A 12,677-nucleotide genomic window follows, 5' to 3' on the forward strand; every position below is an offset into this window, starting at 1 on the left:
ATATAATTTAAAAGTACTATTTTTATTTTATATTTTTATATTTATAACAGAATAGAGGTTTAAAAATGGGTGTTAAAATCATTACGGATAGTGCGGCGGATTTACCGGTAGAATTGCTGCAAGCATATGATATTGATTTAATTCCACTCCGTGTTTATGATGAAGCAGAAACAGAGTATTTAGATGGAGTTACATTAGAGTCAGTTACGTTATTGCAAAACATGAGAGAAGGCGCTGTTTATAGAACGTCATTGCCTTCCCTTGAAACTTTCCAAGAGAAATTTGTTTCTTATGCAAAAGAAGGTAATCCTTGTATATATTTAGCTTTTTCATCTGAACTGTCTGGTACATATCAATCATCAGTTCTCATTAAAGAGGAAGTAAAAGAAACATATGCTAACTTAGACTTAGAAATTATTGATACGAAATGTGCTTCGCTTGGTCAAGGACTTGTCGTTTTAGAAGCTGCTAAAATGGCAAAAGACGGCGCATCAAAAGAAGATATTTTAAAACGTGTTGATTTTCTAATGAACCATATGGAACATATCTTCACTGTAGCTGACTTACAGTACTTAGTGAGAGGTGGACGTTTAAGTAAAGTCGCAGGATTTATCGGTGGTTTACTAAACATTAAACCGATCTTAAACGTGGAAGAAGGAAAACTTGTACCACTTGAAAAAGTACGAGGGAAAAAGAAAGTATTGAGCCGTATTGTAGATATTATGGAAGAACGCGGAAAAGAGCTTAAAGGTCAAACAATTGGTATGACTCATGGCGATGACTTAGAAACAGCTGAAGCATTAAAAGCATTAATTACAGAAAGATTTGGCTGTGAAGTATTTATCGTAAATACAATTGGTGCAGCAATCGGAGCACATACAGGACCTGGCGTTATAACGTTATTTTTCTTAAATGAAGTAGAGTAAAGGATTGATCTTTTGATCAATCTTTTTTTCTTCAAGATAATGCTACTGTTTCTGTAGCAGATGAGCTGAAATAATTTAAGGAATTATTAGATATGGGCGTTATTACAGAAGATGAATTTAATGCGAAGAAAAAGCAGTTACTAAATATAAGATGTTAAAAAGATGATTCTTTTTCCAACAGAATCATCTTTTTTGTGTGTTGAAGTCTTTTGGTTATAAAAATCTAAATATTTCAAGATGTTAAAATTTAGCTATCTCATATATAATTGTTTTACGGGAGATATCTGTAACTATTTGTAAAAATAGGAGGCGGCTATAAAAATGCATGAAATTGCTAGGTGGGATTTAGATCGATTGTATTCAAATGGGGATATTCTAGTACCAATATTGGAGTTGAAAGAACAATATTTTGTAACAAAAGATATAGAGATTCTTTCAAAACTTATACAAGCTATTGAAAAAGCAGAATATTATTTGTATTGTCGATCAGTTGAAGAAAGCGTTGCATCGGATATTACTAGATTGACTGTGAAAGTAAAGGAATTAAAAAGTGAAGTGCAGCAACCAAGTGAAGTGGAAATTACCGATAATACTAGGCTAATAAAAGATGAACTTCATGCGTGGGAAAATATGTACATACAATTAAGGAATAGGATAGAAATAGAGCACAATAATAAGCAATTATCATTTGGACAAGCAAATCATATTGCAATGAATAGTCATAATAAAAAGGAAAGACTAGAAGTATTCGAGTTATTAACAAATGCCTTATATAAGGAAAAAGAAATTTTTGCTACTGTATTAAATCAAATAGGGAGATTGCGTAATACAAAGGGCAATGCATTAGAAGATATAGAGATTTTAGCAAGGTCCCTTCATGCGAATGGTATTTCAGAAACTGTATTATTACAAATATGGAATGCGACAGAAGAAAACATAGATAAATTAGTAAGTGCTTTAAACGTGTATAAAAAAGGAAAAACTTCGATAACATGGTATGAACTTATGACAGTAAAGGAAAATAATGAGGTAAGTATTTCTTTTTCAGTAGCAGTACAAAGCATATACGATGCATTAAAAAATATAGATGAAGAATTAGCAGAATTTGCACGTAATGCGATAGAAAGTGGTTGGGTAGATGCAGAACCGAGAGAGAATAAACCACCTGGCGGATTTTGTGCTCCTTTTTTCAGTGAAAAAGAATCTCGAATCTCTATGCGTTATGACGGAAGTATCGATAGTGTAAGAGTACTTGCCCACGAACTAGGACATGCTTGGCATTTTTATAATATGAGTTTTGAACAATCCTCTTCTTTTTTAGATGATTATTTGCCAATGAGTACAGCTGAATCAGCATCTATTTTCTTTGAAACGGTGCTTATAAATTATCTAATTCAAACAACAGATAGTATAGATATGAAAAAGTTATTGCTTAGCTGGAAAATAAGAAACTGTTTTAATTATGTAATGGCAATTCGAGCATCGTACGAATTTGAGAAGAACTTTTACGAGAAATGTAAAGAAAGTCCTTTAAGTGCTGATGAAATCGAAAAATTATCTATAGTAGCGCAAGAAAAAGCATATGGAAATTCATTATCAGAATATCAGCCGTTTGTTTGGATGAAATATGTTCAGTTTTATTTAGCAGATGTTCCTTTTTATAATTATCCATACATATTTGGGTATTTAGTTAGTTTTAGTTTATTAGAAATAGCTAAAGAAAGGAAAAGTACTTTTCACTTGAAATATAAAGAGTTTTTACGAGAAACAGGAAAAGCTCCAGTGGAAGAACTTATGAAAAAGCATTTTGAAATAGATATAACGAGCTATGAATTTTGGGGTAAGGCTTTTAGACAAATTTCTATAGATATTGATGAATATTTGAGGCTTATATAAGGGGAGAGTATAGTGGATCACCAACTTATAAAGGGAATACCTTTTTCAACTTTAGAATATGCAAAAGCTATAAGTTTATTAAAAGGTTGGCTACATGAAAAACAAGAAAAACCAAGATTTGTAGTAACTGCAAATCCTGAAATTGTTATGTCTGCAAAGGAAAGCACGGCTAAATCAAAACAGTTTAAAAAGATGTTACTTTCTGCAGATTTAATAACAGCGGATGGGATTGGTGTCATAATAGGCTCGAAAATATTAAAAGGAACGCTGAAAGAACGTGTTACTGGGGCAGATATTACTCATGAGTTAATAAAGTATTGTAATGACAATGAATATCGTGTCTTTCTTTTTGGAGCTGCGCCAGAAAGTAATAAAAAGGCATTAGTAAAATTAAATGAGCAGTTCCCAGGAGCACAGTTTAAAGGACAGCATGGATTTGTAAATAATGAAGAAATAGAAGAAGTAAAAATAAAAATTAAGCAATTTAAGCCGCACTTACTACTAGTAGGACTAGGTTCACCCAAACAAGAAGAATTCATCTATGAAAACATGCAAACATTAAACGTTCCACTATCTATTGGTATTGGAGGTATGATCGATATATTATCTGGTACTGTAAAAAGAGCACCGAAAATTATGAGGGATACAGGAACTGAATGGTTATATAGATTACTCTCACAGCCGAAAAGATTAAAGAGACAAATCGTACTTCCGAAATTTTTATTGTCGGTTATGTCTGAAAGAATTAAAGGGAGTAATTAATAAAGGAGAGTACATCCATGAACAGAATCGGCATTATTGGAGCAATGCAAATTGAAATAGACTTACTTTTAGAAAAACTAGCTATACAAGAGGAACAGACGATTGCGGGAATGCCCTTTTACATTGGCGAATTCATGGGAACAGAAGTAATTATTACACGTTCTGGTGTAGGGAAAGTAAATGCAGCCGCATGTACGCAAACGTTAATTCATAAATTTGATGTAGATGCTATCATCAATACGGGTGTTGCTGGCGGGTTACACCGAGATGTAAAAGTTGGTGATATCGTTATTTCAACGAATGTTACCCATCATGATGTAAGTAAAACTCAAATGAAAAACTTATTCCCGTTCCAAGAAGAATTTGTCGCAAGTAAGGAATTAGTAGAGTTAGCACGTATTGCATGCAATAGTAGTTGTTTACATATGGAGGTTCATGAAGGAAGAATTGTAAGTGGTGAATGTTTTGTTGAAGATTCAAAATTAAAAGCGAAATTAATAGATGAATATGCGCCGCTTTGTACAGAGATGGAAGGTGCAGCAATAGGACATGTTGCCTACATAAATGAAGTACCGTTTCTCGTAATACGATGTATTTCTGACAGTGCAGACGATGAAGCACAAATTTCTTATGATGACTTCGCGAAAACGGCCGCAAACTATTGTTCAGAAATTATCGTTGAGATGCTTAAAAATATATCAAGTAAAACTGTATTATAATTCAAAAGGAGAGAATGAAATGTTACAAGCATTAATTTTTGATATGGACGGAACGTTATTTCAAACAGATAAAATTTTAGAATTATCGTTAGATGATACTTTTGATCATTTACGTTCATTACAGTTATGGGATACGGTAACACCTATTGAAAAATACCGTGAAATTATGGGGGTTCCATTACCGAAAGTGTGGGAAGCTTTATTACCGAACCATTCTCTTGAAGTAAGGGAACAAACAGATGCATATTTTTTAGAAAGACTAATTGAAAACATTAAGAGTGGAAAAGGTGCTTTATATCCGAATGTAAAAGAGATTTTTACATATATAAAAGAAAATAATTGTTCCATTTATATTGCTAGTAATGGTCTAACTGAATATTTACGAGCAATTGTATCTTATTATGATTTAGACCAATGGGTTACTGAAACGTTTAGTATTGAACAAATAAACTCACTTAATAAAAGCGATTTAGTGGAAAGTATTTTGAATAAATATGATATAAAAGAAGCAGCTGTAGTTGGTGACCGGTTATCTGATATAAACGCCGCTAAAGATAACGGCTTGATTGCGATTGGATGCAATTTTGATTTTGCACAAGAAGATGAACTTGCCCAAGCTGATATAGTAATAGATGATTTACTGGAGTTGAAGGGGATATTGCCTGCTATACAGAGATAATAAAGTTGTTTAAATTACAATATAATCATTCTAAAAATAATAAAGTCGTTTAAAAATCTTTCTTCCATTAACGGAGTAAATTGCTTAGTGGGGAATTAAAATAAGTACTTGTGGCTTCTGAAGAAATGGAAAAAGAAAGATGTTAAATACAAAGTAGACTCTGTTATACAGAGGTAGAGATAGTGGTATTCATTTGTGATGGATTAGTAATGGTTTGATTTGGGTTATAAAGTGTGTACGTTTTTTGCCAAGTACTATATGACTTATTCTATGGAGGAAATATGCTTAAAGATAATTTTAACATTAATAATATTCCCATGGTTTTGTGGGGAGATAAAAGTGAAAAAGTTTTTATTGCAGTACATGGAAATATGTCAAATAAGGAAGATGCAGTTATTCAAATATTAGCTGAAGGAGCTAATCAAAAAGGTTATCAAGTATTAAGCTTTGATTTACCTGAGCATGGAGAAAGAAAAAATGATGATACTCCTTGCAAAGTACAGTTTTGTGTTAGGGAATTATCTATAATTATGAATTACGCAGAAGAACATTGGAAAGAAATAAGTGTGTTTGCATGTAGTATAGGTGCGTATTTTAGCCTTTTAGCTTATCAAAATGATGTGATAGAAAAGGCGTTATTTTTATCACCAGTAGTTAATATGGAACGAATTATCGAAAATATGATGAAATGGTTTAATGTAACACCAGAACTTTTGCAAAAAGAAATGATTATAGAGACACCGATTGGTCAAAAGTTATATTGGGATTATTTGTGCTATGTTAAAGAACATCCTATTAATACATGGAATATAGATACATATATTATGTATGGAGCCAAGGATGAACTGTGCGAATTTAAAATTATTAACGATTTTACAAAAAAACATCGCTGTGAATTAGAGGTCGTGGAGACAGGTGAACATTACTTTCATACTGCAGAACAGTTAAAGATATTTCAACAGTGGTTACACAAACATATCAATTAACGAAGTATAATTTATCTTGGGTCTGTTTGAGAATAAACTAATATAATATTTGAGTACAAATAGTTTTAAACGTATAGCAATTAAACAATTATATTATCGATTTACATCTGAAGTGCAAAATACGCATGACACAAATTGAATAAAATAACAACCATAAAAATGCTCAGAATAAATAATTCTTGAGCATTTTTATGTATTTTTAAATCAAGGAGGAAATCACTTGAAAGATATACATATTCAACAAATAGAAGATTTAATGATATACGAACATAATTATCTTGTTCAAGAAAGCAAAGAAGAAGGATTTAATTTCTTAATAAAGCTAAAAAGTGAATATAAAAATAAAACAAATACATTTAATAAAACTGGCGAATGTTTATATGGCATTTTTCAAGAGGGAAAGTTAATTGGAATAGGAGGGTTAAATGAAGACCCATACTCAGAAAATAATAAGATTGGTCGATTAAGAAGATTTTATATTGCAAAGGATTACCGTCGTATAGGGCTAGGAAACTTGTTATTAAAGCAGCTATTATCTCATGCGGAAAAGTATTTTAAAGTGGTTGTTTTACATACAGATACGAAACAAGGTGATGCGTTTTATATTGCAAATGGATTTGTGAAAGGGGAATTATTTAAAGGATCTAGTCACTATAAAGTATTATATTAGTAAAAAAAGAGACCTCTGCTTCGAAAAATAAGCTTATGAAGTCTCTTTTTTCTAGTCAATTATGTTTCACATTCATTTCTTTCAATAGTCCCTTCGGATCACCTTTTACATAATAAAAATGTGGATTATTTTCATCATCGTAAAGCATAATATAAGGTTTTTGGTTAAGCGGGAGAAGAATAAGTACTTCATCAATTGTTGAATGTAGCCATTGATTTGTAATAGAAACTGGTTTAGATAAAGGGATTTTTATCATGTGACCATCTTTTGGAACGACGTTTAAGTTTTTGAACGGGCCAGTAATGGATTTAGCATATTGAACAGCTTTTTTTTGAATAGCTGGATCTAAAGATTGTTTTTGAACGACCATTTCTTTTTGACAATCAAACACTTCAATTTGTTGATTACTATTTGCGAACACATTTGTTGATAATAAGAAACAAAGAAGAGTAATGACCCAGATTTTTTTAATCATAATACAACACCTCGTCTTTACTATACCCTTAAAAGGTTCAAATATTTTTCTGTCACATACATGTAACAAAGAAGTTGTATGATACAATTGATTTTTGTTTAAAAGCAATGGAGGATAATGTATGAAAGTATTAATCGCAGATGATGAACAAGATATGTTAAGGATTTTAAAAGCTTATTTTGAGAAAGAAGGCTTCGAAGTTTTCTTAGCGAAAGATGGAGAAGAAGCACTTCAAATATTTTATGATGAAAAAATTGATTTAGCTATTTTAGATTGGATGATGCCGAAACATAGCGGTATTACTGTTTGTCAGGAAATAAAGAAAAACTCAAGCGTAAAAGTATTAATGCTCACGGCGAAAAGTGAAAGCGAAGATGAATTAGCAGCTCTTCAAAGCGGGGCAGATGAGTACGTAAAAAAACCATTTCATCCAGGTGTACTCATTACTCGAGCGAAAAAGTTAATACAGCATGATGATGTCATTCAAGTTCAAGATTTGAAAATTGATTTTACGAAAAATAAAGTTTATAAAAATGACAAAGAATTAGATATTACAAAAACAGAACTACAATTAATAAAATGTTTTTTAAATCATAAAGGGATGATTTTAACTCGTAAAAAATTGTTAGATATCGTATGGGGATTTGACTATTTTGGAGAAGAGCGAACTGTTGATACACATGTAAGGAGATTACGAAAAAAAGTTGGAGAAAATATTATAAAGACGCACCGCGGGCTAGGATATAGTTTGGAGGAACAGAGTGAATAAACTTGGAAAAAAGCTATTTCTTAGTATATCTTTAACCGTTATTCTTATATTTACGATTTCTTTATTATTAATTAACTATCTTTTACCGAAATATAATATTTACAAAACACGAGAAAGCTTAGAAGGTATTACAGCGCAAATTCAGTCCATACCGAGAGAACAATTGGATGAAGCAATTACGAGCATTGAAAATGAGGGGAATGTTACGATTGCGTATACATCCATAAAAGACTCAGAAGATCATATTAATGATGAGTTACGTATGCAACTTACAAAAAAGAGAGTTGCCCTTAATAAAATTTGGATTACAAAAGAAGAAATAATGAAAGTAAAGAAATTCGGACATTCGAATAAAATATATGATCAAGAGAAAATCAAATCTAGTTTTTTTGTGAAATACATGGCGAAAGATGATATGTTGATTTTAGTAGGAGTTTCTATCGCGCATTCGAATGAAGTAATAAAAACGTTAAACTCATTTTATTTATTCATTTTAGGTATTACGATTTTTCTCATTATCGTACTTGTATGGATATTGTCAAAAACAATTACGACACCGCTGAAAGAATTAAGTGATGTCGCAGAAGATATTTCACGTTTACAGTTTAAAAAAACAAAAGTGAAAACGAATGATGAAATAGGAGACTTAGCTACTAGTATTAATATCATGAGTGAAAAACTACATGAAGCGCATCAAGATTTAACAGATCGAAACGAACATTTAAAACGATTTATGGGTGATGTGACCCATGAATTAAAAACTCCAATCGCGTTAGTGAAAGCATATTCTATGGGAATAAAAGATGGTCTAGATGATGGTACATACATAGATACAATCATTAAACAATCGGATCACATATCAAACTTAATTGAAGAGTTATTACGATTTTCTAAACTAGAAAGAGATGTGTTACAAAAAGAAGAATTCTCTATTAAATCACTAGTCCAAAGTATATTACATAAGCATAAGATTGAACTGGAGTCGAAAGAAATTAATTTGCAAGTGAACTATAATGTTGGCGATGCAATTGTTTATGCAGATGTAAATAAAATGAGAATGGTGTTCCAAAATTTAATTTCTAATGCGATAAAATATACATCAAATCAAAATATAAAAATTACATTAGAAGATCGAAATGAGAGTGTATATTTTCAAATTCAAAATGGTATGAATGCTGAACATATGAAAGATATCGATAAAATTTGGGAACCTTTTTACGTCTTAGAATCTTCTCGTAGTAAAGATCATTCAGGTACAGGACTAGGCTTAGCGATCGTGAAAAGTATTTTAGAAAGACATGGTTTTGACTATGGCGTATTTACTATAGAGGGAGAAATACGATTTTATATAAATTTGATGAATGAGTAATTCAATACTATTAGAAGCGTCGTCTATTATTAGACGATGTTTTTTATAGTAGTAAGTCAGAATATATAATATTGGAAGAGTGTTCTACAAATTTCTCAAGTTGTTGTATAAAGTATAAACTGAATTTTCTGCAATTTTACTGTATAGTAAAAAGAGAAATATATGGGGAGGGAAGGGTATGGGGAAAAAGAAAATAGCAACATTATCAGCAATATTATCTTTATCAATTACATCAGGAGTTTCTAGCACGACTGCGTATGCAGACAATAAAGAAACAAACTACATAAATGAGAATGACGTGAAGTTAAATGGAAAAGTTTCAGAGGCGTTACAATCAAACACGAAAATTGAATTAGAAAATGGGATGACAAAACCGATTTATTCGCTTGATGAAGCGATTATTGAAAATTTATTTGTAGAAACAGAAGTAGATAGTGATCGAGATGGAAAAAAGGATCGTGTATCGGTAAAAGTTATGCGTCCAAAAACTGATCCAAATGTGAAAGTTCCTGTTATATATGAAATGAGTCCATATCGAGCTGGTTTAAAAGATGTTCCTGTATATAATGTAGATGAAGAATTGTATGCGTATGAAGGGAAACCGTATGGAGCTGTTAATCTTGGTTCGTATGGAAATTATTATGTGCCAAGAGGCTATGCAGTCATTTTAGGCGAAAGTATTGGAACTGGAAAATCAGATGGATGTCCGACTACTGGAGATGAACAAGAAATATTAGGGACGAAATCTGTCATTGATTGGGTGAATGGACGTGCGAAAGCATATACAGAAAATGGTGAGGAAGTTAAGGCGGATTGGTCAACAGGTAATGTAGGTATGACAGGAGTTTCTTATAATGGTACGTTACCGAATGCTGTTGCAACGACTGGTGTTGAAGGGTTAAAAACAATTATTCCAATCGCAGCGATTAGTAGTTGGTATGATTATTATCGCGCAAACGGTGCAGTCATTGCGCCAGGTGGATACCAAGGAGAAGATACAGATAATATGGCAGAAGCAGTACTAACAAGGGAAAACCCTGAAGTTTGCGGACAAGTAATAAAAGAGCTAACAGCCGGACAGGACAGAAAAACTGGTAATTATAATGATTTTTGGGATAAACGTAATTATGTAAAAGATGCCAAAAACGTAAAAGCGAGTGTATTTGTTGTTCATGGTTTAAATGATTGGAATGTAAAGACGAAGCAGTTCGCGCAATGGTGGGATGCACTTGGAGAAAATAATGTTCCTCGTAAAATGTGGTTACATCAAGGTGGACATGGTGGCACATCAACGAATGACTGGCAAAGAACACAAAATAAATGGCTCGATTATTGGTTGTATGGAATTGAAAATGGAATTATGAATGAACCAATGGTGGATGTACAACGTGAAAATAAAACGTGGGAGAAATTAAAAAATTGGCCGGATCCATCAGCTGTGCCGTCAAAAGTTCGTATGTATTTAAGTAACAAAGCAGTTAATTTACCATTAAGTATGGGATCTGCAAATAAAGTTTTCTCATTCGTAGATGATGCAAAAATGAAATCAAACCAATTAGTAGCAAACCCAGAATTAGAAGTAGCCAATCGATTAGTGTATACAATGCCTGTACTGCAAAAAGATACACGTATAAGTGGTACACCAAAGATTTCAATTACAGGAAATATTGATCGATCTGTATCAAATTTAACAGCATTACTTGTTGACTATGGAGGAGCGAAGCCGGAAATCGTAACGAGAGGCTGGATGGATCCACAAAACGTAAAGAGTATAGAAAATTCAACGGCGATTCAACCGGGCAAAGATTATACATTTACATGGGATATGCAGCCAGATGATTATGTATTTAAAGCTGGGCATCAAATAGGGGTCGTTTTAATGGCTAGTGACTATGATTATACAATTAGACCGAAAGCGGGCACGAAGCTTACAGTAAAATTAAGTGAAGTGACATTGCCAATTGTGAAATAAATAGTATAAAGGGCTTACCGTATAGTAAGCTCTTTATATTTTGAAAGGGGGAGTTTATTATGAATTTTTATTGGTAGATACAAAAATACTTACAACCAATAAGAAAATTGCATTCATGATCAATAGGCCACTAAATATAAGGGCCGCAAAACCTCCAGCGAATCCATCGCCTACTTTTTCGCCAATTGTTTGCAAAGTGGCGAAGAAAACAATGGGGGCAGCAAGAATGAAAATACCACTAGATATTTTCCATATTTGCCTATATTTCTTCGCTATAAAGAAAATTAGAGCATTAAAAGCAATAAGAAGTAAAAGAAATATAATTAATGAATTCATCATATCCTCCTTTTGGTAAAGAGTTTGAATTTTCATTATTTACATTGGCATTTTGAAGGAAATATTATACAATATAATTATATTCTATGGAAAGCGAGTGATATAGTATGACAGTCAGCTCTTTCGAATTTTTATTAAAAATAAAGGTACAGGAAGATTAATTGAATGAAAATCTTCCGTACGTAAAAACGGAGGAGAAAATAAATGTTTAGTTTTTATAGTTCACTTTGCACGGAACTGTATGATTTCACTAAGCCTGTCGGTTATTCTTTAAATGGTGATATTGAGTATTACGAAGAACGTTTAAAAAAATGCACCGGAAGAATTCTCGAAGCAGCGGTAGGATCAGGGCGCGTCATTATCCCGCTTCTTGAAGCTGGTTTTACAGTAGATGGGATAGATTATTCACCTGAAATGCTAGAATCGTGCCGCGTGCGATGTAAAGAGAGAAGCTTACATCCTCACTTATATGAAGGAAGCTTACAACAATTTTCACTGCCACATAAATATGAGGCAATTATCATTCCTACTGGATCTTTTTGTTTAATTGAAAATCGAACGGATTCGATAAACGCATTGAAATGTTTTCATGAACATCTTAATCCAGGCGGGCGATTAATCGTAGATATTATGCTTCCGCATGACTGGAAAACAGGAGAGATTCATACATCGACTTTTTCTTTGCCGAGCGGAGACGGAATTACATTAGAAAATAAATCAATTGAAATAGATTGGCTGAACCAAGTTACTCTATCCTATTTAAAATATGAAAAATGGAGTAAAGGACAGTTAGTACAAACAGAACTACAACGCTTCGCGTTGCGCTGGTATGGAATAGAAGAGTTTAAACTTCTGTTAGAAAGTATAGGTTTCTCTAACATTACTTGCTCTGCTGACTATGTTTATGAAAAAGAACCGTCAAATGCAAATCAAATGTTTACTTTTGAAGCGGTGCGAAACGAAAAATAAAGAATTATTTATGAAAATAAGGCAATTGATACAGTATCGATTGCCTTATTTCAATTGTATATCACTTACATGGTATTACGTTCCAGTTGTCCAAGCATCCTTCTACTAACTACATATACTACTTATATTAAAGGGAGTTACTATTTTAA

The 12,677-nt window shown here is 32.4% G+C and carries 11 protein-coding genes and 2 pseudogenes; 11 read left to right on the plus strand and 2 right to left on the minus strand.

Annotated features, from left to right (window positions below; genetic code table 11):
- Positions 1-65 precede the first annotated feature (65 nt).
- The 7 genes and pseudogenes from ACTFSI_RS12765 to ACTFSI_RS12795 all read left to right on the plus strand — a co-directional run bounded on the left by ACTFSI_RS12765 (position 66) and on the right by ACTFSI_RS12795 (position 6,638).
- Positions 66-926: a DegV family protein gene (locus ACTFSI_RS12765; RefSeq protein ID WP_000538288.1), complete on the plus strand. Its 861-nt coding sequence runs from the start codon at positions 66-68 to the stop codon at positions 924-926.
- Positions 927-964: 38 nt separating this feature from the next.
- Positions 965-1,084: pseudogene (locus ACTFSI_RS12770) on the plus strand (SHOCT domain-containing protein); the annotation flags it as partial.
- A gap of 163 nt (positions 1,085-1,247) precedes the next feature.
- A complete protein-coding gene (locus ACTFSI_RS12775; protein WP_138321858.1) occupies positions 1,248-2,822 on the plus strand; it encodes a M3 family metallopeptidase in 1,575 nt (524 codons plus the stop codon).
- Between the two features lie 12 nt (positions 2,823-2,834).
- Positions 2,835-3,584, plus strand: coding sequence for a WecB/TagA/CpsF family glycosyltransferase (locus ACTFSI_RS12780; protein ID WP_138321860.1), 750 nt, complete (start codon positions 2,835-2,837; stop codon positions 3,582-3,584).
- Positions 3,585-3,601: 17 nt separating this feature from the next.
- Positions 3,602-4,982, plus strand: a pseudogene (locus tag ACTFSI_RS12785) (5'-methylthioadenosine/adenosylhomocysteine nucleosidase).
- Between the two features lie 281 nt (positions 4,983-5,263).
- Positions 5,264-5,968 (plus strand): alpha/beta hydrolase, encoded by a 705-nt coding sequence (locus ACTFSI_RS12790; protein WP_044792114.1) that lies wholly within the window; start codon positions 5,264-5,266, stop codon positions 5,966-5,968.
- 220 nt (positions 5,969-6,188) lie between these two features.
- Entirely contained in the window at positions 6,189-6,638 is a 450-nt protein-coding gene (locus ACTFSI_RS12795; RefSeq protein WP_044792115.1) for a GNAT family N-acetyltransferase, read from the plus strand.
- A gap of 55 nt (positions 6,639-6,693) precedes the next feature.
- On the opposite strand, the gene ACTFSI_RS12800 is transcribed toward ACTFSI_RS12795, so the two are convergent.
- Positions 6,694-7,113 carry a hypothetical protein gene (locus ACTFSI_RS12800; protein WP_139895335.1) on the minus strand — a complete coding sequence of 140 codons (420 nt, stop codon included), beginning with the start codon at positions 7,111-7,113 and terminating at the stop codon, positions 6,694-6,696.
- 121 nt (positions 7,114-7,234) lie between these two features.
- Between ACTFSI_RS12800 and ACTFSI_RS12805 the strand changes: the two genes are divergently transcribed.
- From ACTFSI_RS12805 to ACTFSI_RS12815, 3 genes are all read left to right on the plus strand, one after another.
- Positions 7,235-7,882: a response regulator transcription factor gene (locus ACTFSI_RS12805; protein WP_000865973.1), complete on the plus strand. Its 648-nt coding sequence runs from the start codon at positions 7,235-7,237 to the stop codon at positions 7,880-7,882.
- On the plus strand, positions 7,875-9,251 hold the full coding sequence (locus tag ACTFSI_RS12810; protein ID WP_440045420.1) for a sensor histidine kinase: 1,377 nt from the start codon (positions 7,875-7,877) through the stop codon (positions 9,249-9,251). The genes ACTFSI_RS12805 and ACTFSI_RS12810 overlap by 8 nt, the downstream gene beginning before the upstream one ends.
- Positions 9,252-9,429: 178 nt before the next feature.
- Positions 9,430-11,223, plus strand: a complete 1,794-nt coding sequence (locus tag ACTFSI_RS12815; RefSeq protein WP_242261149.1) for a Xaa-Pro dipeptidyl-peptidase — start codon at positions 9,430-9,432, stop codon at positions 11,221-11,223.
- A gap of 57 nt (positions 11,224-11,280) precedes the next feature.
- Here the strand turns inward: ACTFSI_RS12815 and ACTFSI_RS12820 are convergent, their stop codons facing one another.
- A complete protein-coding gene (locus tag ACTFSI_RS12820) occupies positions 11,281-11,559 on the minus strand; it encodes a hypothetical protein (RefSeq protein ID WP_197225422.1) in 279 nt (92 codons plus the stop codon).
- A gap of 204 nt (positions 11,560-11,763) precedes the next feature.
- Here ACTFSI_RS12820 and ACTFSI_RS12825 point away from each other — a divergent pair, with 204 nt between their 5' ends.
- Complete coding sequence (locus tag ACTFSI_RS12825) at positions 11,764-12,528, plus strand: class I SAM-dependent methyltransferase (protein ID WP_440045421.1); 765 nt, start codon at positions 11,764-11,766, stop codon at positions 12,526-12,528.
- The last annotated feature ends 149 nt before the right edge of the window (positions 12,529-12,677 follow it).

This window comes from Bacillus cereus group sp. MYBK101-2 (assembly GCF_051918845.1).
Classification (GTDB): Bacteria; Bacillota; Bacilli; order Bacillales; family Bacillaceae_G; genus Bacillus_A; species Bacillus_A paranthracis.